Annotated in this window: 21 protein-coding genes; 10 read left to right on the forward strand and 11 right to left on the reverse strand. The window is 58.7% G+C overall.

Features of this window, described 5'->3' with window-relative positions:
* Positions 1–2: 2 nt before the first annotated feature.
* Positions 3–434, reverse strand: coding sequence for a DUF2753 family protein (locus BN1133_RS03730; RefSeq protein WP_050665213.1), 432 nt, complete (start codon positions 432–434; stop codon positions 3–5).
* A gap of 83 nt (positions 435–517) precedes the next feature.
* Entirely contained in the window at positions 518–1,210 is a 693-nt protein-coding gene (locus BN1133_RS03735; RefSeq protein WP_050665214.1) for a ParB-like protein, read from the reverse strand.
* 93 nt (positions 1,211–1,303) lie between these two features.
* On the opposite strand from BN1133_RS03735, the gene BN1133_RS03740 reads away from it, so the two are divergent.
* Positions 1,304–2,905 (forward strand): peptide ABC transporter substrate-binding protein, encoded by a 1,602-nt coding sequence (locus tag BN1133_RS03740; RefSeq protein WP_050665215.1) that lies wholly within the window; start codon positions 1,304–1,306, stop codon positions 2,903–2,905.
* A 104-nt stretch (positions 2,906–3,009) separates the two neighbouring features.
* Positions 3,010–3,312, forward strand: a complete 303-nt coding sequence (locus tag BN1133_RS03745) for a hypothetical protein (protein ID WP_050665216.1) — start codon at positions 3,010–3,012, stop codon at positions 3,310–3,312.
* Between the two features lie 43 nt (positions 3,313–3,355).
* Here the strand turns inward: BN1133_RS03745 and dusA are convergent, their stop codons facing one another.
* From dusA to BN1133_RS03770, 5 genes are all read right to left on the reverse strand, one after another.
* Positions 3,356–4,384 (reverse strand): tRNA dihydrouridine(20/20a) synthase DusA, encoded by a 1,029-nt coding sequence (dusA, locus tag BN1133_RS03750; protein ID WP_050665217.1) that lies wholly within the window; start codon positions 4,382–4,384, stop codon positions 3,356–3,358.
* A gap of 169 nt (positions 4,385–4,553) precedes the next feature.
* On the reverse strand, positions 4,554–5,006 hold the full coding sequence (locus BN1133_RS03755; protein WP_050665218.1) for a CesT family type III secretion system chaperone: 453 nt from the start codon (positions 5,004–5,006) through the stop codon (positions 4,554–4,556).
* A 98-nt stretch (positions 5,007–5,104) separates the two neighbouring features.
* Complete coding sequence (locus BN1133_RS03760) at positions 5,105–6,055, reverse strand: hypothetical protein (RefSeq protein ID WP_231686234.1); 951 nt, start codon at positions 6,053–6,055, stop codon at positions 5,105–5,107.
* 143 nt (positions 6,056–6,198) lie between these two features.
* Positions 6,199–6,885: a ferredoxin reductase domain-containing protein gene (locus tag BN1133_RS03765; RefSeq protein ID WP_050665219.1), complete on the reverse strand. Its 687-nt coding sequence runs from the start codon at positions 6,883–6,885 to the stop codon at positions 6,199–6,201.
* Between the two features lie 11 nt (positions 6,886–6,896).
* Complete coding sequence (locus tag BN1133_RS03770; protein WP_050665220.1) at positions 6,897–7,457, reverse strand: cyclase family protein; 561 nt, start codon at positions 7,455–7,457, stop codon at positions 6,897–6,899.
* 1,169 nt (positions 7,458–8,626) lie between these two features.
* Here BN1133_RS03770 and BN1133_RS19980 point away from each other — a divergent pair.
* The 6 genes from BN1133_RS19980 (at position 8,627) to BN1133_RS03795 (ending at position 13,502) form a co-directional block, all read left to right on the forward strand.
* Complete coding sequence (locus tag BN1133_RS19980) at positions 8,627–9,370, forward strand: DUF6602 domain-containing protein (protein WP_153006692.1); 744 nt, start codon at positions 8,627–8,629, stop codon at positions 9,368–9,370.
* A 92-nt stretch (positions 9,371–9,462) separates the two neighbouring features.
* Entirely contained in the window at positions 9,463–10,221 is a 759-nt protein-coding gene (locus tag BN1133_RS19505) for a hypothetical protein (RefSeq protein ID WP_082177884.1), read from the forward strand.
* A 148-nt stretch (positions 10,222–10,369) separates the two neighbouring features.
* Positions 10,370–10,834: an ASCH domain-containing protein gene (locus BN1133_RS03780; protein ID WP_050665222.1), complete on the forward strand. Its 465-nt coding sequence runs from the start codon at positions 10,370–10,372 to the stop codon at positions 10,832–10,834.
* A 463-nt stretch (positions 10,835–11,297) separates the two neighbouring features.
* Positions 11,298–12,212, forward strand: a complete 915-nt coding sequence (locus tag BN1133_RS03785) for a DUF2569 domain-containing protein (protein WP_082177885.1) — start codon at positions 11,298–11,300, stop codon at positions 12,210–12,212.
* Between the two features lie 195 nt (positions 12,213–12,407).
* Positions 12,408–12,926 carry a DUF4823 domain-containing protein gene (locus BN1133_RS03790; protein WP_082177886.1) on the forward strand — a complete coding sequence of 173 codons (519 nt, stop codon included), beginning with the start codon at positions 12,408–12,410 and terminating at the stop codon, positions 12,924–12,926.
* Positions 12,927–12,983: 57 nt separating this feature from the next.
* Positions 12,984–13,502, forward strand: a complete 519-nt coding sequence (locus BN1133_RS03795; RefSeq protein ID WP_153006691.1) for a hypothetical protein — start codon at positions 12,984–12,986, stop codon at positions 13,500–13,502.
* A gap of 425 nt (positions 13,503–13,927) precedes the next feature.
* Here BN1133_RS03795 and BN1133_RS19990 read toward each other — a convergent pair whose 3' ends face one another.
* From BN1133_RS19990 to BN1133_RS03810, 4 genes are all read right to left on the reverse strand, one after another.
* The gene (locus BN1133_RS19990; protein ID WP_169793524.1) at positions 13,928–14,326 is read right to left on the reverse strand and encodes a hypothetical protein; all 399 of its coding nucleotides are present in this window, start codon (positions 14,324–14,326) and stop codon (positions 13,928–13,930) included.
* 763 nt (positions 14,327–15,089) lie between these two features.
* Positions 15,090–16,763, reverse strand: a complete 1,674-nt coding sequence (locus BN1133_RS03800; protein ID WP_050665225.1) for a methyl-accepting chemotaxis protein — start codon at positions 16,761–16,763, stop codon at positions 15,090–15,092.
* Positions 16,764–16,938: 175 nt separating this feature from the next.
* Positions 16,939–19,125, reverse strand: coding sequence for a type III secretion system effector protein kinase AopO (gene aopO / locus BN1133_RS03805; RefSeq protein ID WP_050665226.1), 2,187 nt, complete (start codon positions 19,123–19,125; stop codon positions 16,939–16,941).
* Between the two features lie 6 nt (positions 19,126–19,131).
* Positions 19,132–19,572, reverse strand: coding sequence for a CesT family type III secretion system chaperone (locus BN1133_RS03810; RefSeq protein WP_050665227.1), 441 nt, complete (start codon positions 19,570–19,572; stop codon positions 19,132–19,134).
* A 245-nt stretch (positions 19,573–19,817) separates the two neighbouring features.
* On the opposite strand from BN1133_RS03810, the gene BN1133_RS03815 reads away from it, so the two are divergent.
* On the forward strand, positions 19,818–20,240 hold the full coding sequence (locus tag BN1133_RS03815) for a nucleotide triphosphate diphosphatase NUDT15 (RefSeq protein ID WP_050665228.1): 423 nt from the start codon (positions 19,818–19,820) through the stop codon (positions 20,238–20,240).
* Positions 20,241–20,292: 52 nt separating this feature from the next.
* The gene (gene chrA / locus BN1133_RS03820) at positions 20,293–21,408 is read left to right on the forward strand and encodes a chromate efflux transporter (protein ID WP_050665229.1); all 1,116 of its coding nucleotides are present in this window, start codon (positions 20,293–20,295) and stop codon (positions 21,406–21,408) included.
* Positions 21,409–21,613: the final 205 nt, after the last annotated feature.

Below are 21,613 nucleotides of genomic sequence, written 5' to 3' on the forward strand. Positions count from 1 at the left end.
GATCAGTTGAGGCGAAAGCGTCCGATCAACTCGCACTCCTGCACCTTGTCCTGGGTCTGGATGAGGCGGGCAATGTCGGGATTGGGATGACGCTTGAGAAAGGCGAGCAGGGCGGCGCGGCAGCAGCCCAGCTCGCCGATCAGGGCCGCACACTGGCGGTGGGGACACTGGGGGACCAGGGCGGTCACCAGCTCGGAGGCGAGCTTGAGGTAGCGCAGCTCAAAGGCGGGCTCGCGCATCTCGCCCCAAAACTGCGCCAGCCGGTGGCAACTGGCCACCTGCATGGTGGCCTGCTCCACCAGATCCAGCTCGGGATCGGGCTCCAGGGCCAGCTCGAGGGCCCGTTGGTAGAGACAGACGGCGGCCCCGAAGGCCCCGTTATTCTGGGCCACCCTGGCCTCCAGCATGTACTCCTGCCAATGTATCCGGTTCATCTGTGACTCCTCCCCTGACGATGGCCCTATTGATCTCTAATTGAGAATAAATATCAACACCAGACTTGTCAGGGGAATCTCGGCTACCCCTTGCTGCACAGCCGCCCCGGGTAACCGGGCAGATGGGCGGCGCGGCGACTGCAGGCCAGCAGCTTGGCCTGCTGCAGCCGCTCGGCCACACTCTCCCGGTTCACCGGCGCCCAACCCATCTGCTCACCCAGCCAGGTCGCCCAGGCGAACTCGATAAAGTAGACCTGCTGACTCTTGTCGATGTAGCCCGCATCCTCCAGCAAGCCGGCCAGGGTGCGATAGGGGTAGTCGGGCAAATCCGCAACCCGGACCGGCAGGCGAGCGGGATCCAGGGGGCGGCCTCGCTCGTCCTGCAACCAGGCCCAGTGATTGGCCCGCATCTGTGCCCAGAAGTTGGCGGGATCGCGCAGCCTGGCGATGACCTTCACCCGCGCCTCGCGCACCCCGCTGCGCCACAGGGCCGTGGTCAGGTGGTGGCGATCCACCAGCCAGAACTGCCCGTCGGGGGAGATGACCACGGGGATCTCTTTTTTCTTCATCAGCTTGTCGAGACGCTTGGGGCTCTTTCCTGCCAGCGACGCCCGGGTACGCTCAACCTGCAACATGCCGACCCCACCCTGGGTCGGGTGGAGCCGCTCGATGGGCAGACGGCACCAGCTACCCACCTCACTCTGCGCCGTGCAGGGGTCCAGAGCCCAGACGAGGGGACTCAATAACCAGAGCACAATCCAGAGAGCTCTTCCCATGACACACTCCTTTTTCTGGGGGATTTTTCCGTGAAGAGGGCTATCATGGCGCCACTTAGCACCTTATTTCACCTCTCAATTAAGGATCGGACCATGAAGGGATGGATACCCCTGCTTGTCACACTTTCCGCCTCCCCCCTGTGGGCCGCCGAGCTGCCGGCCGGCACCCGTCTCGCCCCGGATCAGAGCCTGGTGCGCCATCTCAAGGACGAGCCGGCCAGCCTCTCCCCCCTCGAGCTGGTGGGGCTGCCCGAGCTGCAGGTGGCCCGGGATCTCTTCGAGGGGCTCCTCAACCAGGACCCGCAGGGGAACCCGGTTGCCGGCACGGCCCAACGCTGGGAGCAGCAAGACCCGCTCCACTATACCTTCTATCTGCGCCCCGAGGCGCGTTGGAGCAACGGTGACCCGGTCACCGCCCGGGACTTCGTCTACGCCTGGCGCCGCCTGGTCGACCCGCGCGAAGGCGCCAGCTTTGCCTGGTTTGCCCGCCTCGCCGCCTTCGAACACGCCGACGCCATCCTGGCGGGCAAGCTGCCCCCCGAACAATTGGGGGTCGAGGCGGTGGGCGAGCATACCCTGCGCATCACATTGGCGCGCCCTGTGCCCTATCTGCTCAACCTGCTGACTCATCCCAGCCTCTATCCCCTGCACCGGGCCAGCATCGAGAAGGAAGGCAAGCGCTGGACCCAGCCGGGCAAACTGGTGGGCAATGGCGCCTTCGTGCTGGCCCACCGGGTGGTCAATGAGCGCCTCGAGCTGGTACCCAATCCCCACTACTGGGACAAGGCCAATACGGTGCTGACCCGCGTCACCTTCCTGCCCATCAACCAGGAGAGTGCCGCCACCAGCCGCTACCTGGCCGGCGATCTCCAGATCACCGAATCCTTCCCCAAGGAGCAATATCAGAAGCTGCTGGCCGAGCACCCGGACGAGGTCTTCACCCCGCCCCAGCTCGGCACCTACTACTACGCCTTCAATACCCGTCAGGCCCCCCTTGACGATGTGCGGGTGCGCAAGGCGCTCTCCTATGCCATCGACCGTCACCTCATCGCCGACAAGGTGCTCGGCAGCGGCGAGCTGCCTGCCTGGCGCTTCACCCCGGACGTGACCCGCGGCTTCACCCCGACCCCCAACGACCTGAGCCAGACGCCTCAGCCCGAGTTGGACCAACAGGCCAGGACCCTGCTCACCGAAGCCGGCTACGGCCCGGACAAGCCGCTGACCCTGACCCTGCTCTACAACACCGCCGAGATCCACAAGAAGATGGCCGTCGCCATTGCCAGCATGTGGAAGCAGAAACTGGGAGTGAAGGTGGCGCTCACCAATCAGGAGTGGAAGAGCTATCTCGACAGTCGCCAGAGCGGCCAGTTTCAGGTGATCCGCTCCTCCTGGGTGGCGGACTACAACGACCCTTCCGCCTTCCTCGGCCTATGGCAGAGCCACCACAGCGGTAACATGGCCGGCTTTGCCAACGCCGATTACGATCGCCTGTTGCAAGAGGCCGAAGGGGCCAGGGGGGATGGACGTGCCGCCCTCTTCAACCAGGCCGAGCAGCTGCTGACCGAACAGATGCCCATCGCCCCCATCTACCAGTACACCAACGCCCGCCTCATCAAGCCCTGGCTCAAGGGCTATCCCATCGACAACCCGGAGGACGTGGCCTACAGCCGCCAGCTCTATCTGGTGGCCCACTGAGCAAGGAGAGGGGAGCCGGGCTCCCCTCTCTTTTTTTCAAGCCCTCTTCTCAAATGGTCGCTCTCTCTCTACAATGCGCCGCCTGCTGTTTTTATGAGCACACCATGACCCGTTTTATCCTCCTCAGCCTGCTTCTACTCTCCCCCCTGACCCGGGCCTCCGACGAGGTGCCCTGCCAGGAGGCGTTCTCGGCCTGGATGCTGGAGCAGCATCAGATCTTTGCCAACCGACAGCTCGGCAAGATGGAGCGGCGTCACGCCGAGCGGTCCATCGACAAGGCCCGCACCCTGTTCAACAAGAGCGGCGATTTTTGCAAGACCATGGCCGAGCTCGAGGCCTTCAAGGACAAGGATCCCCGTTTCACCGCCCGTGGCGGCGAGATCCACGACTTCACCCCGGTTCTGTGATCCCCAAAACAAGGCGGCGCACCCTGGGGTGCGCCGCTTTTGCTTATTCGCCTGCAGCCTCGCGCGGCTGCCACTGCTCCGGCACCTTGGCCATGGCGTCCAGCACCACCTGGATGCCGGCCCCCGGCTTGGTGGCGTTCTCGCTCAGGTGACGACGCCAACCGCGCGCCCCCGGCAGATTCTGGAACAGCCCCAGCATGTGGCGGGTGACGTGGGAGAGATAGTTGCCCTTGGCCAGCTCCTGCTCGATATAGGGCAGCATGCGGCGCACCACCTCGTGGCGGGTCAGCTGAGGCTGGCTCTCGCCGAAGATGAGGTTGTCCACCTGGCTCAGGATAAAGGGGTTCTGATAGGCCTCGCGCCCCACCATGACCCCGTCCAGATGGGCAAGATGTTCCTGCGCCTGCTCCAGGCTGGTGACACCGCCGTTGATGGCGATGGTGAGCGCCGGGTACGCCTGCTTGAGCCGGTAGACCCGCGGGTAGTCAAGGGGCGGGATCTCGCGGTTCTCTTTGGGGCTTAACCCACTGAGCCACGCCTTGCGGGCATGCACGATAAAGGTGTCGCAGCCGGCGTCACGCACCTGCTCGATAAAGGCCTGCAGAAATTCGTAGGAATCTTGCTCGTCGATGCCGATGCGGGTCTTGACCGTCACCGGAATATCCACCACGTCGCGCATCGCCTTGACGCAGTCGGCTACCAGGGCCGGCTCCCCCATCAGGCAGGCGCCGAAACGACCGTTCTGCACCCGATCCGAGGGGCAACCCACGTTGAGGTTCACCTCGTCGTAGCCACGCTCCTGGGCCAACCTGGCGCAGCGGGCCAGATCGGCCGGGTTGCTGCCACCCAGCTGCAGGGCGATGGGGTGCTCCTCCTGGTTGTAACCCAGGTAATCCCCCTTGCCGTGGATGATGGCGCCCGTGGTCACCATCTCGGTGTAGAGCAATATGTTGCGGCTCAGCACCCGGTGGAAGTAGCGGCAGTGACGGTCCGTCCAGTCCAGCATGGGGGCGATGGAGAATCGTCCGCTCCAGTGGGCGGTATGGGGACTGGCGGGGTGCTTCTGGCTCATGGTGATCGGGTCTTCTGGTTTTGTGTTCACAAAAAGCCGGCCAGGCCGGCGACAGGGGGAGGGAGTATACCGAAATTGCGGGGTGAGTTCAGCCACACAGCGCGGTGAAGAGAAGCCCCCGGGAGGGGGCTTCGGTGGCGGGGACGCGAGAGGGCGTCGGGGCGAGCCATCACACCCTCAGGCTCTGACCAGGATCGCCGCGCACCTCATCCGCACTCAGACCATCCAGAGCGAGCTCGGCCTCCCACTCATGGGCACGCTCCAGCAAAGAGGCGAGGCGCTCCTTGATGAGATGGGGGCGATAGCTCTCCAGGGCCAGGCTGGCGAAGAAAGAGACTTTGCTCGTACCCGGGTAGATGCCGACCCCATCACCGTGGCGCAAGGGGGCGAGGGCATGCTCACCGAAGCGCAGAAACAGCGCCCGCGAGAGGCGCTCGGGCAACTCGCTCGCCGTGGTGACCGAGAGCACCAGCGCCCTCTCCTCCCTCCTGGCCACCAGATTGACCACGAAGGGGGTCGCCTGCTCCCCTGCCCGCTGGATCTCGAACGTGCAGACGCCGCTCTCATCGAACGCCAATGCCTCCACCGACAGCTCGTCCACTATGCCTTGATAGATATCCACACAACACACCTCTTCACGCCTCCCGTGATAGCGGGAGGGGAGATAACAACCCGACGGCCCTGCCACCCCGGTGGCAAGGCCGTCACTTATCATCCGCATCACACCTTGATGGCAGCGTCCCGATCAAACACCCGGGTCTCGCTCACCGGATTCTCGGCAAAATGCACCCTTCTTTCATCCCGCTCGAATACCCGGGTCTCACTGACCGGATCCTCGTTAAAATGCACACGCTTCGCCCCCTTGCCTGACACCGGCTCAGCCGCCGTTGATACCGACCCCTCTTCGACTTGTAACCCGTTGGCGCGGGTGTTCGCCTCGGTCAGTGTCTGCAGCTCGGCAGCGGCCCGCTGCTCAAACAGCTGAACATAGCTGCGATTGAACTCGGCATTCACCTTGGCACTGAACGCCTCAGACTCATGTCCCAAGATATTCAGGGCCTCACCCAGCGCCTTGGGGTCGCCGGCCAGCGAGGTATGCAGCGCCAGGGTCTTCTCGATGACGCGAGAGCTCAGCATGCTGAAGATGGCCTCTTTACCGTTGATAAAACTGGGGAAGTGCTCTTTGACAAAGCTCAGGGAAGCCTTGTCCAGAGTCTCCAGACCCAGCCGCTTCTGATTGGACTCGGTGATGTCGGACAGGGTCGCCGCACTGGGGTCGCTGCCCTGCTTGAGATACTGGGCCTCATTTTTGAACTCGCCGATCGGCTGATAAAAGGCCTTGTGGACCATCTCCTTGACCTGGCTCAGTTCGCTCAGTTGCCGCTGCACCTCGGATTGGATCTGGGTAGCCCGGGTGGTGAGCGCGCTCTCCCCTCGGGTGGTGGCCCGGCTAAAGAAATCGACCACTGCACTCTTGATGCGGCCCACCGCGCTTAAATGGTTGAGATCCCGCGCAACCGAGACATCCCCCCCCTTGCCGATCTGAATGGTGTAATCCTTCCCCTCGCCCAGATGCAGGGCGAGAGTCTGTTTGCTACCGGGATTGACGTTGGCAAGCTGCAGGCTGTCGATAGCCTTCAGCATGGTCGGGGTGGCACCGTGAATGGCCATAAGCCTTGCTCCTTCTGTCACTATCAGTGATACATCTGGCGTGCATCATACCGAACAGTGGAAACACCGTTTATTAGCCACGGTTGCACTATTTTAGTTTTGATTTTTCGCCCCGGTGACGGGGCTCCTCCTCAGCCGCCCCATCACTGCACATCGGAGTAGAAGTGACCCGGGTCCAGCTGCCAGCGCTCGACCATCTGTGCCCGACACTTGCGCACCATCTCGGGGCGGCCGCAGACATAGAGATCCGAACGCGAAAAATCGAGCCCCAACCCATAGGTGACCTCCAGCAGGTTTCCCCTGTGCCCACCCGGCGGCGGCACCCCCTCCAGCACCACTGGAATGACGGTGAGGCGCTCGACGCCCTGCTCCAGGTGGCGCAGCCACTCGTACTCATAGAGAGCCGAACAGCGGCTGGCTCCCCAGATCAGGGTCAGCGACCTGTTTCGAGAGGAGCGCAGCTCCTCCATCAAGAGGGCGCGGGCATAGGTGTAGCCACTGCCCCCCGCGATCATCACCAGGGGGCGATCGGATTCGCGCAACGCGGCGTCACCGCCGATCCCCTCGCAGTGGGCGTAGTGAGCCAGCCTGAGTTCGGCGACCAGCCCATAGGCCGGGGCGCCGGCCTCGACCCCTCCTATCTGAATCACTATCTGCCCCCCCGGCAGGGGAGCCGAGGCGATGGAGAAGTAGAAGCGGGTATCTGTGACGGGCGAGCGCAGGATCAGATACTGGCCCGCCCGGTAGTCGAGCGCACGCTCAGGCGAGAAGATCACCTCGACGGTGGCCATCCCGATGTCGCGGATGGCGATGACGGATAAAGGTGTCATGGCATCCTCCGTCAGCCCAGCAGGGCCGTCACCTCACAGGGTTTGCCGGTCGCCCCCCCCGCACGGTCAAAACGAATAGAGACCCCCTTCATCTGCCCGGCAATCGCCTCGGTCATCCGGATATTTTCGATGACGAAGCAGTCGTGATCCTCGCAGCGTCGATCGAAGGAGATGTGCTCTTCCCCGTGGGCACCGATGCCGTAGCTGTCGATCAGAATAAAGGCCGCCCCCTGCCCCAGCATCTGGTCCAGCACCTCACTGGTGAGGTGGGTGGCGCACTTGCCATAGGCCGGAGTGCCGTAGTCGTGGCGCTCCAGATTACCCGTGTAGAGCACCACCCCCTTGCCCCCCATATCCAGCCCCTTGACCATCGCCATCGTGGGCATGGCGATGCGGCAATCGATCACCACAGTCTCAACCTGGTATTCGCTCTTCTGCGGCCCCTTCGAGTAACAGTCAATATGGGTGCCGATATGGCCGAACGCGGCCACCGAGTCAGACTGACGCTTGGCCCATTGATAGGCCGGGTGATCCTCATTGACCTCGATGCTGAGTCTTTGTGTGTTGTTCATGGTATGTCTCCTTCTCTTTTCGCCCTCCATGTTAGGGAGAAGTCACAGCGCAAGTTACAAACATTCAGACATAAAACATCAAAAATCGGACATTGGGAGGCGCTCGGGCCAAGCTCCTTGCCTATGGCAAGCATCTTGATGCGGCGCTGCCGCACGGGAGAGAGCAATTGGCGCGGCCCATTGCACCGGTGAAGTTAGATGCGGCTACGCCGCATAGGGGTTTCGCCCGCCAATCTGGAGGAGCTCAGCCAAGCTCCTTGCCTATGGCCGGCATCTTGATGCGGCTGCGCCGCATAGGGGTTTCGCCCGCCAATTCGGAGGAGCTCAGCCAAGCTCCTTGCCTATGGCCGGCTCTTTGATGCGGCTGCGCCGCATAGGGGTTTCGCCCGCCCTGCGGGCTGTGGCGAGTGACTTCTTGCTGGCCCAAGAAGTCACCAAGAAGGCCTTCCCCCGCCAATCCGACCGCGATGCGGTTCCCCTCGGCTCAGTCGCAAGGTCGGACGGACCGCCGCAGATGGGGCATCCCTGCCCCGCTGCGGCTGCGCCATCATCCCTGATGGCGCTCCTGACCTTGCTCCCTCACCTCGGCGGATTGAAGGGGGGGCCAATACCCTGTCCCTCTGATTCTCTATCTGTGTTGTGATGCCCTGCTACACGCTGGTGATTAATTTATTGATCTTGCTCAGGAAACCATCGCGTCCCGCTTCCCTCTCCAGCACGACTCGCTACCATTGCCGCTTGGCAACCGCCTCGTTGGAGTCACCCATGAGTCTGGCCAGAGCAACAGCGCGGGTAAACAGCAGCAGACTGGGAGCTGAAATTCAGGGGCGGTAGCCTTGCCGGATGGAATGGATAAGCGAACGTTGCCCACAACGACCGACTCAACATAGTGACGGCCTTATGCTGATTTCTGAGCTGTTCACGCAGGCGTGCTGTGACGACACTTTCCAAGAGGGCCCTGAGCACTGTTTTTTACACAGCAGTAACGGTGGCGCAAAAAGAGGAAATCAAGCGAATACGCTCGGTCACCTGATGTAATCTGTAACATTATGATTTCATAATCAATTTTACTTGGCGGCGATTGAGATGTTACGGAGTTAGATGGAATTCTCTGTTAACGGATTAGTACCGCCTTCCATCTAATCACTGTTATGCGCTAAAGAGCCACTATGACAACGCGATATTACGACTATATTGTTGAAAAAATACTCACCGCCCAGCGCACTGCAAATGCATTAGCGAAGCGTATGGAACATCATGGCTTAGAAGGTCAGATTCGCGAAATTGCAGTAAAAGAATGCATTGAGCCTTTCCTTACCCACAGTTTTCATTGTGGCACCGGGAAAATTATTGACAGCCTCGAAAATCTAACAGACCAACTAGATCTAGTTATATACCAAACGAAAGCAGCCCCTCCAATTCTAATAAATCAGGATCTAGGTCTATTCCCTGTTGAGTGCTGCAGATACGCTATCGAAGTCAAATCAACATTAACCGCAACAGAAATCAAAGACTCAATTAAAAAGTTCAACTCCATTAAAAAACTTATTTCATATCCACGAAAACAAGAAAATGGGGAAATAGTGCGCGGCGGCCTGCCTGCAACTGTCTTGTTTGCCTTTGACTCTGATGTAACTGGCAGTGAAATAGATCGCTTTCTTAAATATGAAGCATCCGATCTCCCCGCAACTACTGTCTTGTGCGTACTGGGCAAAGGCTATTGGTTCTATAGAGATAATGCTTGGCATGGAAAAGCGGCCTCTAGCGAGAAACCATTCCATGAGTTTTGCATGTTCATCACTGGCTTTATGAACACCTTGGCAAGTGAAGAGACTATTATGAGAGGCTTCACTCCTGGCGGCTATGTTAACGTCGATGAATCACCGATTCCGAGCGTCATTACAAGCGCATAACAACTGGTTCAAACCGTTCGCTTCGCTCACTGGGGCGGGCTAAAGCCCGCCCCTTAACCAAACGTTAGCACTCAAGAGGAGATATAGGTTAGGTGTGCACAAAAAAAGAAATAAAAAACATTGTCGAAAAAGCTACAAATCATTGGTTTTTTCCGGATTTTACCAACAAACTCACGTGGTTCGTGGCAACGCTTGGTGGCACTGTGTTAGCAACACCAACAGCGTTTAAAGAAATTTTCTACAATTTCTTAGTAGATACATTCAATCTAAATGGTGGGGAATATTTCACGCTTGCAGAATTACAATCAAGTTCTGTTGAACCACTTGTTGGGTTCGGTTTGATTGTATTCGCGTTAATCCATAATTTGGCAAATAAGTTTTTTATATACAAATCATCAGAGTTCGCTCTTGAAGATAGCAAGCAACTCAGACAAGTAGATGTCGATTTATTCAACCGGTTTCTAACCGATTTTCCATCAAATGGATATTCAGTTCCATTTTTAAGAGACCATGATTTAGGTAATTCTTATCATGACAATAGCTTGAAAGACATTAATAAATTTGTTGATCAGTGGGACAATGTGGAACATCACTTTTTGAACGAAGAGATTGAGGCAAAACGTTCCGAACTATGGAAAAAGTGTCATTCATTTGTTCATCTACTCGCTTTGCGTTCATACGACTTGAATGGTGGCCCCATATTTTCATGTGTCCCAGACGCCTATAGAGGAGCTTGGGATTATCCGGCACATGTTGATGAAAAACTCCGAGAGCTTAATGAAATGGCAACAGAGTGTCATGAATTACACCAGAAATTTGTTCTCTTTGCTCGCCGGAAATTAAAGTACTAACAAACGCCTCAAGAGGGACTGTCAACGCGCGGAGTTTCCAGTCCCATTGAGCCGCGGTGGTTACAGTTGTTGTGGTTGAGTTTAGTGTTATGCGTTGCCAGCCCCTTAGGCGGGTGTTATATTCTTAATCAATTTTCGAGTCAAAATCATGGATGAAAGAAGTAAAGTCTACCTGGAACAATATCTGAACTCTTTACCTGATGAAGTCGCTTCAAAATACACTTCGTTCAGCTCAGGCTATTTCTGTGCAGATGAACACAATGCTAATCTCTGTGCCGAGTTAATCCTTCGCGGTGAAAAACGTGCATCATGCAGCTTAGACTATTGGTACAGTGAAAAAGGCGAACCAATGCCAGTCGCTGGACACCTTCAAGTGGTGACAAATTGGGATGGCATACCGATCTGCATTATAGAAATGACATCTGTAATCAAGCAAAAATACAGCGAAGTAACACAGGATTTCGCGGCTTTAGAAGGTGAGGGTGACAAGACTCTAGCTTGGTGGCGGGAGGCGCATTGGAACTTCTTCTCAAAAGAGTGCCTAGAGCTAGGAATATCACCATCGGAAGATATGCTGCTGGTTCTAGAGCAGTTCAATGTGGTGTACAAATAAAATATAACAAAGCGTTTAAGTGGAATTAATGCCACGTGGCATTTTTGGTATGCTGTGGTTTTTAGTGGTGAATGTGGTCTGCGGTAAATTAGGACACCCACTATTTTGGAGGCATACTGGTTTCAAAATTAGGACATCCACCGTTTTGAGCGCCGCGTGGCCACCAACAGGCCTGCGCCCCCCTTGTCACAGCCGGGCACGGTCTTGCGGCCCCCTGCAAGCCGCCGAGGTGAGTTGAGCGAGTCAGTAGCGCCGTCAGAACGTAATTGGGACACCCGCCATTTTGTATCGGGTGTGAAGGCACTGAACGACTTTGATTTAAAGGGGTGGCAATACGTTACCTGTCTGTAACGAAGGGGCTATGCACTGATCCACTGGCGGCGGTACGGATCTCAATACGACAAGCACCGCACTTGCTCCCCTATTTACTCTTTCCAGTTCGTATAACAATCACAGGGTATGTATGCGTTCTTCAAATAAAAAAGGTATATCTGGTTGGTTAATGCTGGTGGCCATTGGCCTGGTTGCCTCACCATTAATGCTGTACTTGACAAGACTGTCGGTATACCCAGGAGTGTTCGAGAGTGGTGGATGGTACGTACTCACCAATCCCGACTCGGAAAAATATGTAGAATGGTTTGCGTTGTTACTTTGCTCAGAAATAGCATTCAACCTTATTTTGTTTTCAGGTGTCATCTACTTAAATTTTCTTTTTTTCTTAAAAAAGAAGATCTTTCCAAAAGCATATATAGCTTTTGTGACGGCGAGTTTGCTATATATCACGATTAACATCTACTTGACTCATCTTCTTTTTCCTCAGACCACTTTATTTAACGGGGAGGCCATTAAGAGTATTTGTATTGCTTTCATATCTGCTTTAATTTGGATTCCCTATATGTTAATGTCACACCGGGTAAAGAATACATTTATAGAGGAATATGATGCGAAGAAGATGGTCATTTCTTTTCTCACTATAATTAGCATATTTTTTATTGGTTACTCCTCATATTTAAACAAAATAAAATACAAGCCGGAAAACATGACGATTGAGGATAAACTGATACTGTTCTCAATGACCATCAATAAGAATCTACCCAGGATATTAGACTCAGAAACCCAATTGGACTCTGTTTACGCTGACGCTAACAATCTCCAACACTATCACTCGCTTTTAAACTATAGTGTCAGTGATATCAACGCCCATACTCTACAACAAAACCTTCGTCATAATATAGTTCGTTCAGCCTGTGCTGACAGCACCACCTTAACATTTCTACAAGGCGGTGCGACCCTCTCTTATATTTACAACGATAAGAATGGAGCATACATAACCTCGGTTCAGCTCAATAACTCTGATTGTTCAGGTTACGTTAAATGAAAATATAACCAGTGAGATCATGCCCATCTTCATCGCCACAGACAGGAGGGATCTTTTATGAGTGATCATATGGCTCATCAAACATCCCCGTACACTTGGTGCCGATGCTAAAAAAATGGATAATACCCACGTACGCGCCTGCATAAAGCGTGTACCTTGTCAGCTGCACAACAATACCAAGAAACGAGGAAGATAATGATAAAAAAGATATTAACCGCCACCACCATGCTCGCCGTTGCCGGATGTTCATCAACCTATCATCACACAGCACTCCAAACACCGGCAAAAAGGCTTGATGCAAACCTTGGTGTCTTGATTTCGATACCGGATGATGGCTTTTACGAAACACAGACATACGCGAATTCCGGCATGATGACGGCAAATGCCGTGAGAGCAGCCTTTGCCAAAAAGGCACGCAGCGTTGATATCACCAATAGCTGCAAGAGCAACCAGTGTCTTGAAAGCATTGACACCACCCGGTATGGCTACTTCGTAAAGCCCACCATACTGCACTGGGAAGAGCGAGCGACCGAGTGGTCAGGAAAGCCAGATCGCATCGAGATCCAATTAGTTATTTATGATGCCATCACCAAAAAAGAATTGGCCAATTCCTCTTATACCGGTAGAAGCAAGTGGGCGACTTTCGGAGGCGATCACCCGCAAGATCTGCTTCCCGACCCCACTAACGCCTACGTCTCCGGGCTTTATCAGTAACTCCATGGGTAGCCACGACGCCATCTGTGGTTACCCTGCCAAGCGCGCTGTTTACTCATGACTCCTGAACGCATCACGACATCCCAACTCTTTGGCAGCTTTACATCTACTCACTGGAAAGCTGCAATCTCAGGCATGTTTATTGTTCTATCCACTATTGCTGGCGGTGCATTTTGGGTCGGCCAAAAACTCACAGAGGCCCAATCGCTTTTACAACAAAGCGAGCTAAAAGGCGCGCTTACCCAACTACAGACCAAATTGGAAGTTGCACACTCGCAGGTTGGGTCACTTGTCAGTGAAAATGCACAATTGCACAAAGAAAATAAGGCGTTAGAGAGTATTGTTAAACAGAAGGATGAGAAAATATCCAACCTGATTGTTTCACTCAATCAGACAGATAATTGCAAGTTTATTCATGAGCAAATACGTGCAACCCTGGTTGAGATAAACAGTACTGGAGGCATTGTCGTTTTTAATAACGATGAACATTGGGAAGAAAAACAGAAGATGCGTAGAGCCATGCTCGAAAAGCGCCTTGAAGGCTATCAGCTTCGCCTCGGGAGCTGTAATAAGTAATGGGCTCTCCCATCCAATGAGCAACAGAATACAAAAATTCGACACCCACCGTTTTGAGCGCCGCGGAGCGGCCAACAGCGCCGCAATCTGCCACCCCAGTCACTCTCGGGCACGGTATTGCAACCCCCCTGCAAGCCGCCGAGGTGAGTTGAGCGAGTCAGTAGCGCCGTCAGGGATGACGGCGCAGCGGACGGCTTGCCGGGGGAGAAGACCTTTGGTGACTTTGGGTCTTTCCAAAGTCACTCGCCACAGCCCGCAGAGCGGGCGAAACCCCTTCGGGCGAAGTTGGGAGGGCGAAGTTGGGACACCCACCATGTTGCCCAGAAACGGCAAAGCCCGCACAAGGCGGGCTAGAAACAAAAAGTCCAGGGTCGGTAAGACTCTGGCCATCATTAGGATGATGCTAATCCTGAGTTGATGGGTATTCAACCAGCAGATTCTGTAACCCATGTCGGCTGGTGGTTAACAATGAACTCTCGCCACTCAGGTTCTAGATCTAAGGCCGATTGCTCGTCTTGGCTTAACGAGCCCCAGAATGGTAACCAAAATTGATCCCACCAGTATTCGATCTCCCCTTGTAGAGCACCCATTACTTCAGGATCTATCCAGGGAAAGGAGTCACCAGGAAGAGGCGGATATAGCTTTGTTGTTTGCAATAGCGCCAATACATCTAGGTCATCACTTGCAATCGAGACGACCGTTCCAGAGAAAGAAGGATGTAGAAACAACATCAACTTTCGACCGGTCTCATCCGCAGAGCGCCTCACTACCTGAGTTGGTAACTCAGAAAGGACCTCATAGCTTAAACCAGCAAGCAATTGCATCAGGGTATCTCTGTCATCCTCTGATACCAGAAACCGAACGATGTACGCTTCAGTCTCCGGATCTGCTGGCAATGGTTTGGGGTATCGACTGTATGCTGGGTCTGGAGCTATGGTGAATCCAGAGCCTCTAAATACGTCCCGAATCTGAGGAGGATGTGACATCTGGCTGCGCCACAACAGCCCCCTCAAAAAATCCTTTATTTTAGTTTTCATACACCGAGCCCACTAGCAATTCATCCCCTTGAGTCAAATGGAGACAGGATCATGTCTCCACCACTTTTTGTGCTTGGAGCTTATATTCAACTCACCATTATATTCGTCATCAAAAACAACGAAGCTATCAAAAGGCGAAGTTGGGCCACCCACCATTTTGAGCACCGCGTAGCGGCCAACAGTGCCGCAATCTGCCACCCCAGTCACCGTCGGGCACGGTATTGCAGCCCCCTGCAAGCCGCCGAGGTGAGTTGAGCGAGTCAGTAGCGCCGTCAGGGATGACGGCGCAGCCGCAGGCGGCACAGGGATGTGCCGTGTGCGGCGGTACGTCCGACCCGCTCAGCGAGCCGAGGGCATCCGCGCAGCGGACGGCTTGCCGGGGGAGAAGACCTTTGGTGACTTTGGGTCTTTCCAAAGTCACTCGCCACAGCCCGCAGGGCGGGCGAAACCCCTTCGAGGACAAAGTCCTCGCATCCTATGCGGCGCAGCCGCATCAAGGTACTTGCCATAGGCCAGGAGCTTGGCTGAGCTCCCCCGCAAGGCCGGGCCCCTAGATCTGAAACCGCTCCACCAACCGGTGCAGGGTCCTGCCGGAATCGGCCAGCTCCTCACAGGTGTGGCGAGTGGCATCGGCCCCCTGGCTGAGCTCGGTCACGATCTGCTGAATGGCCACCAGGTTGCGGTTGATCTCCTCGGTCACCGCATGCTGCTGCTCGGCGGCGCTGGCGATCTGCAGGTTCATGTCATTGATGGTGGTGATGGCGCTGCTCATCTGGTCGAGGTTGGTCACCAGGGCGCCGGTCTCGGCCAGGGTATTGCTGTGGCGGGCCTGGCTATCGCCCATCAGGGTGCCGGCGGCGGCCACTATCTGCTGCAACCGCTGCAACATGGTGCCTATCTCCACCGTGCTCTGCTGGGTGCGCGAGGCGAGCTGGCGCACCTCGTCGGCCACCACCGCAAAGCCGCGCCCCTGCTCCCCGGCCCGCGCCGCCTCGATGGCGGCATTGAGTGCCAGCAGGTTGGTCTGCTCGGCGATCCCCGAGATGACCCCCACCACGTTCTGGATCTGATCCGTCTCCCGGGTCAGGGTGCCAATCTGATCGTGGATGGCGTTAAGGTCGGTGATCAGGGTGTCGATGCCGTCCATGGCCCGGGTGATCACCACCCGGGTCTGGCGCGACAGATGGTCGGCATTGCCGGTGGCGGCGGCCGCATCCCCCGCATTGCCGGCCACGCTGTGGGCGGTAGAGCTCATCTCGGTCATGGCGGCCACCACCTGCTCGGTCTCCCTGTGGTGAGAGCCCATGCGGCTGAGGTAGTCGCCGGACTGGCGCTGCAGGGTCTCGACCGACTGATAGACCCGATCCGAGGCGGTGCTCACCTGCTCCACCAGCTGATGAATCTTCTCGATAAAGCCGTTGAAGCTGTGGGCAAGATCGCCGAGCTCATCCCCCTGATCGAGCCGGATCCGGCGGGTGAGATCCCCCTCGCCGTGGGCGAGATCGTGAAAGCTCTCAACCAGGGTCTGAATGGGACGGGTGATAGAGCGCGATACCCAGAGACCGCCGACGATGGCGAGCAGGGTGAGCAGCAGCGAGGTGAGCAGGGTGTCGCCCATGGTGGTGACCAGCTCGGCCTCCCCCGCCGCGCGGGCCTTGGCCACCGCATCGTCGATGTCGTCGATATAGAAGCCGGTGCCGAGCACCCAACCCCACTGGGGCAGCAGCACGGCGTACCCCAGCTTGGGCTGCTCGCTCCCCTTGGAGGGCTTGTCCCAGATAAATCGGGAGTAGCCGTCGCCGCTCTGGGCCGCCTTGATGATATCGAGGATCACCCGGTTCCCCTCGCTGTCGGTCATGGCGGAGAGATCCTTGCCCTCCAGGGCCGGCTTGATGCCGTGGGCGACGTTGACCCCCCGGGTGTCATAGACGTAGAAGTAGCCGTCCTCGGCATAACGCAGGGCGCGCAGTATCCCCTTGGCCTGCTCGCGGGCCTCGGGGCCCTCCTGGTTGAGCAGATGGGCGATGGCGGTCCTGGCCATCAGCACGTGTTCGGCCAGGGCCGCCTTCTTCTGCTCGAGGGCCGTGGCGCGGTAACGATCGAGCTGGGCCGTCAGCGTCTGCTGTTCACGCCACCAGATCCCGACGTTGAGCAGCAGCGCCATCATCAAGATGGGCACGATGGCCAGAGTCAGGGTCTTGGCCCTGATAGAGATATGTTTCATCTGCGTATGACATCCTTTCTTGCTCGTTTTCCAGACATCATACGGAGCCTATTCATCCGTGACTGTTAACAAGCTCAAGGGTTTGTGCATCAGGCGTGCCCAAGCGGGGGGATGAGGGCCATCGGGGTGTGCCCGATGAAAGACCCCTCCTGGCAGAGGGGTCTGTGGGCATCGACTAGCGGATCCACTCCTGGGAGAGGCGGGTGAGCCGCTCGGCGACGGTCGCCAGTTCGCGCAGCTGCTCGCGCTGGAAGGTCAGCCCCTCGTCTGCCAGGGTGCTGCGTCCCAACTGGGTCAACAGGGGGGTGGCCGCGGCGGCAAAGTGGCGCATCTCGCCGGCAAAGCCCGCTACCTCCTGCAAGGTGGTGGCCGCATGGGCCGCGATCATGCTGCGGTGAACGGCCGTATCCTGATCCGAGCCAAACTTCACGACCGGGCGAATGCTATCGAAACGCTGCAGCGCCTGACGGGCGTCGCCGGCCCAGGCGGTGGCAGCACGCATCAGGGTAGACAGCTCGCCGTGCGCCCTCTGCTGCTGCCCCTTGAGGTCATCGAGCCGTGCGCCGAGAGAGCCCTTGACCTCGGCCACCCGGTTGAGGAAGTCATACGCCTCGGGCGACACCTTCTCCTGGGGGGAAGAGGGGACCAGCACCGTCAGCAGGGTCTCCAGATGGTGGTGGGAGCGCTCCAGGGTGGCGATATCAACGAGGCCGTGGCGCTGGGCCAACTGCCCCTGGATCTGCTTGAGCGTGGGCTCGGCAACCGACTTCATGATATTGCCGCGCAGCTGGGGCGAAGGCTCCCCCTGAGGGGTCTTGCTCTCACCCAGCTCCCCTTTCACATAGCGGGCGATCACCCCGTATCCCTTCAGAATGAGGCTGTTGAAACTCTTGAGCTGACCCTGATCGGCAAACTCCTGACGCTCGGCCTTGTCGAGCACCGCCGACATGGCGGCGAGATCCGACAGGGCCATGCCCACATTGAGCTGCCGGGTCGAGGCGCTGCTCAGATGTAGCCGCAGGGTGTCGGAGAGCTCGCGGATCTTCCTCGGCGTCACCCGCCGCGCATCGGCAGGAGAGGCGGCCAGCTCGCCCGAGAGGGTCTCTTTGAGGATCTGCCTGGCCCGCCCCTCGTCAATGGCGCCGTCGCTCAGGAACTCGTGCAGCCTGGCCTCTGCGGAGTCGGGTCGCAGCTCGGCCGGGGCACCGATAATCTGGTCGACGAAGCGGGTGTAGGCGGTCTCGACGCCGGCCACACCGGGCCGATGCACCGGATTGCCCCGCTCATCGAGCCCATGAGCCGCCCCCCTGGTGAGACTCAACCCTTGGTTGGGCTTTCTCTCCAGATCCCGCTCGAAGCCTTCGATGCCGTGCAGCAGGGTCGAGACCACGAGGAAGACGTCGCTCTTCTCTGACGCCGAGGGGCTGCCGACCGCCAGCTCCGGCGCCTTGAAGGAGTCGGTAAACCCCTTGGGCTGCTCCCCGGGGCGTGAGTGCAGCCCCAGATCGATGACCACAGGCTCGCCGCTGTGCTTGTCGAAGACCACGTTACCCGGCTTGATGTCGTTGTGGACTATCCCGGCCTTGGCGAGGTGGCCGGTCACATCGAGCAGCCGGTGGGCGATAAACTTGACCGTTCCCCAATACTCCTCGCTACTCACCTTCCCCTGCTTCCAGTTGTCGGTGAGGGTCCGCATGGTGTCGGAGCCGCGCCAGCCATCCACCTCGTCCATCAGCAGCGCCTCCTCCTTGCGGCTGCCATAGGGCACCACGGCCATGCCGTGCACGTTGCCGAGGTTGGGATGCTTGCCCGCACTCTGGTAGATGTGCTGATAGGCCTCCAGCTCCCCCTGCAGGTGCCCCTCGGCGACCGAGCGTTCAATCTTGGCCACCAGCCGCTGCTTGTCGCGGGTCTCCACTATGCTGATGTGGCTCTCCCCTTCGGCAAACTTGTCGGTCTCGGCCACCCGCATCCCCTCCAGACTCGGGGCCCCGGGCAGGGGCTCCCCCTTCCAGCCGAGCGGCAACCTGGTCTGCGGCTTGAGGCCAAACAGGCCGCCGATCCCCTGGGGGGCCTCCCCCCCCGGGCTCTTTGGCGCTGCCTTGCGGGCGGCATGGAGCGTCTCGGTGAGGGCGCGAGCATACGAGGTGTCCGGTGCCTGCCCCGAGAAGAGCTTGCCCACCCCCTCCCGAAAGCGGGCGATACCGCCGTGGGGATTGAGGCGCAGCACCTGGTTATCGACGATCCTGTATCGCTTTCCCTCTATGTTGAGCTCGCCGACGGGATGCTGGCCGTGGTTGGCCACTCGCTCGTGAGCCTGGGAAAGGGTGATGGAGGGGGTGGCGGTTCCGATGATCTTCATGATGAATTACACCCAGCTTGCCGATGTTACCTGGGCTTGTTGCCCATCCAGTGCGCGCTCCTCGCCGGCAGCCTGACTCAGCCACTCGAACAGGCCGGCCAGGGCCTGGCAGACCCGTTCGGCATTGAGGCCGTGAAGCGCAAGGTGGCAAAAGGCGATCAGCCCCTGCTCCTCACTCCAGGCGAGATGGGGGGCATCATGGGTCAGGGCGGCGATGCTGTGACCCATCCACAGACGGCAGGCGGCCTCTTTCGCCTCGGGACCGCTCATTCCCGAGACAGGCCCGAGCAGCGTCAGCCGCTGCAATGACTCATCCGCCCTTAGCATGATGACGATGCGATCATTGAGGATCAGCTCGCACAGGCCGTGCTCATCCTGGCTTAGCGCCTCCAGCCCCAGCTGGTGCGCTATCTCTTGAAACAGGCCGGTGACGGCGGTAGTGGTCATGCAGGGTCCCTTCAATCTGGTGGTCGGTTGGGTGGTTAACGCCATCCATGATTGATGAAATCCGGCGCCGCATATATCACTGAGAGCCGCGAATTTTGGGACCAGGGGTCGCCGGGGCGGCCGTGCCCGGCCTGCATGGCACCCGGCGTCGCCCCAGCACTGCCCCCTCGCCAGAGGCCGCAGAGCCCCTTGGCCCGCTCCCGCCACGGGGGTAGCATAGCCGCGCCACCACAGAGGAGAAGAAGATGGAGTACCCAAGAGTCGGGGTCGGGGTGATCCTGGAGAGCCCGTCCGGATTGATCCTGATGGGGCGACGCAAGGGAAGTCACGCCCCCTACTGGTCGATTCCCGGCGGTCATCTGGAGTGCGGCGAGACCTTCGAGACGGCGGCGCTGCGCGAAACAGAGGAAGAGACCGGGTTTCGCATCGAGGCCCCCCGGGTGGTGGCGCTGACCAACAACCTGGAGACCTGGCGCGAGAGCGGCCTGCACTATATCTCGGTGATCCTGCATGCCAGGGTGGACGGTGAGCCCGAGCTGCGCGAGCCGGACAAGTGCGAGGGGTGGTGCTGGTGCGATCCGCGCGCCCTGCCCGAGCCCCTGTTCGACGCCTGCCGTCAGGGGGTGGCCGCCTGGCTGGCCGGGGCCCACTACCTGCCGGGGGCGTAATCGAACTGTCATCGAACTGTCATAGGATGGGCCCCCATCCTCAGGAGGCCCCATGCTGACCCTCTTTATCCGTTTTCTCACCCTGGGCTGTCTCGGCTTCGGCGGGCCGGCCGCCCACATCGGCCTGTTTCGCCAGACCTTCGTCGAGCGCCTGGGCTGGCTGAGCCAGGGCGAGTTTGCCGAGCGCCTGGCCCTGTGCCAATTCCTGCCCGGCCCGGCCTCGAGCCAGCTTGGCTTTGCCATCGGCTACCACAGGGCGAGACTGCCGGGGGCCCTGGCCGCCTTTGTCGGCTTCACCCTCCCCTCGTTTGCCCTGATGACGGCCCTGGCCCTGCTCGGTGGCCACCTGCTGGATCGGGCCTGGTTTCCACTCTTGCTGCAGGGGCTCAAGCTGCTGGCCCTGGTGGTGGTGGCCGACGCCGTGCTCGCCATGGGACGCCAGTTCTGCACCACGCCCCTGCGTCAGGGGCTGATGGTGGGCAGTGCCGCCGCCCTCTGGCTGCTGCCCCATCTGATCACCCAGTTCGCCGTACTGCTGCTGGCCGCCACCATCGCCGCCTGGCGCGAGGAGCCGACTCAAGGGCGCGCCCCCCTGGCCCGGCCGGGCTGGGGCTGGCTGACCGCCTTCTTGCTGCTGCTGATCGCCCCTCCCCTGCTCGGCATGCAACACTTCGCCGACTTCTATCTGGCCGGATCCCTGGTGTTTGGTGGCGGTCATGTGGTGCTGCCCCTGCTGCAACAGACGGTGGGGGCGAGCCTGGGGGAGAGCCAGTTCCTCGGCGGCTATGCCCTGGCCCAGCTGGTACCCGGCCCCATGTTTACCCTGGCCAGCTATCTCGGCGCGTTAAGCATGCCCGAGGCGCCGCTGCCGGGAGCCCTGCTCGCCACCCTGGGCATCTTCCTGCCCGGCTTCTTGCTGCTGCTGGCCCTCACCCCCCTGTGGCAGGCCCTGCTGGCCCGCCCCCGCTGGCAGGCGGCCGCGGCCGGCCTCAACGCCGCCGTGGTGGGACTGCTGCTGGCGGCCCTCTACCAGCCGGTCTTCACCAGCGCGGTGCAGGGGCCGGCCCAGCTCGCCCTGGCCACCATGGGACTGTTTGCCCTGCGGGTGCTCAAGTTGCCCATCTTGCCGCTGGCGACCCTGATGGTGGGGCTCAACGCCCTGATTTAGCCTCCCAATCGGGAGGCGCTCGGCCAAGCTCCTTCACCTGTATCAAGCATCTTGATGCGGCGCTGCCGCATAGGGGTTTCGCCCGCCCACTTGGGGGAGCTCAGCCAAGCTCCTTCACCTGTGTCAGGCATCTTGATGCGGCTGCGCCGCATGGGGGTTTCGCCCGCCCTGCGGGCTTTGGCGAGTGACTTTTCTTTGCGTGGCC

It is taken from the genome of Aeromonas schubertii, from assembly GCF_000820105.1.
GTDB lineage: Bacteria > Pseudomonadota > Gammaproteobacteria > Enterobacterales > Aeromonadaceae > Aeromonas > Aeromonas schubertii.

Coding starts and splice junctions, on each gene's coding strand:
- BN1133_RS03780 (WP_050665222.1), top strand. CDS start 10,370: ATGGATGAAAGAAGTAAAGTCTACCTGGAACAATATCTGAACTCTTTA.
- BN1133_RS03795 (WP_153006691.1), top strand. CDS start 12,984: ATGACTCCTGAACGCATCACGACATCCCAACTCTTTGGCAGCTTTACA.
- aopO (WP_050665226.1), bottom strand. CDS start 19,125: ATGAAGATCATCGGAACCGCCACCCCCTCCATCACCCTTTCCCAGGCT.
- BN1133_RS03770 (WP_050665220.1), bottom strand. CDS start 7,457: ATGAACAACACACAAAGACTCAGCATCGAGGTCAATGAGGATCACCCG.
- BN1133_RS03745 (WP_050665216.1), top strand. CDS start 3,010: ATGACCCGTTTTATCCTCCTCAGCCTGCTTCTACTCTCCCCCCTGACC.
- BN1133_RS03730 (WP_050665213.1), bottom strand. CDS start 434: ATGAACCGGATACATTGGCAGGAGTACATGCTGGAGGCCAGGGTGGCC.
- BN1133_RS03810 (WP_050665227.1), bottom strand. CDS start 19,572: ATGACCACTACCGCCGTCACCGGCCTGTTTCAAGAGATAGCGCACCAG.
- BN1133_RS03785 (WP_082177885.1), top strand. CDS start 11,298: ATGCGTTCTTCAAATAAAAAAGGTATATCTGGTTGGTTAATGCTGGTG.
- chrA (WP_050665229.1), top strand. CDS start 20,293: ATGCTGACCCTCTTTATCCGTTTTCTCACCCTGGGCTGTCTCGGCTTC.
- BN1133_RS03765 (WP_050665219.1), bottom strand. CDS start 6,885: ATGACACCTTTATCCGTCATCGCCATCCGCGACATCGGGATGGCCACC.
- dusA (WP_050665217.1), bottom strand. CDS start 4,384: ATGAGCCAGAAGCACCCCGCCAGTCCCCATACCGCCCACTGGAGCGGA.
- BN1133_RS03760 (WP_231686234.1), bottom strand. CDS start 6,055: ATGGCCATTCACGGTGCCACCCCGACCATGCTGAAGGCTATCGACAGC.
- BN1133_RS03735 (WP_050665214.1), bottom strand. CDS start 1,210: ATGGGAAGAGCTCTCTGGATTGTGCTCTGGTTATTGAGTCCCCTCGTC.
- BN1133_RS03790 (WP_082177886.1), top strand. CDS start 12,408: ATGATAAAAAAGATATTAACCGCCACCACCATGCTCGCCGTTGCCGGA.
- BN1133_RS19990 (WP_169793524.1), bottom strand. CDS start 14,326: ATGCAATTGCTTGCTGGTTTAAGCTATGAGGTCCTTTCTGAGTTACCA.
- BN1133_RS03800 (WP_050665225.1), bottom strand. CDS start 16,763: ATGAAACATATCTCTATCAGGGCCAAGACCCTGACTCTGGCCATCGTG.
- BN1133_RS19980 (WP_153006692.1), top strand. CDS start 8,627: ATGACAACGCGATATTACGACTATATTGTTGAAAAAATACTCACCGCC.
- BN1133_RS03740 (WP_050665215.1), top strand. CDS start 1,304: ATGAAGGGATGGATACCCCTGCTTGTCACACTTTCCGCCTCCCCCCTG.
- BN1133_RS03815 (WP_050665228.1), top strand. CDS start 19,818: ATGGAGTACCCAAGAGTCGGGGTCGGGGTGATCCTGGAGAGCCCGTCC.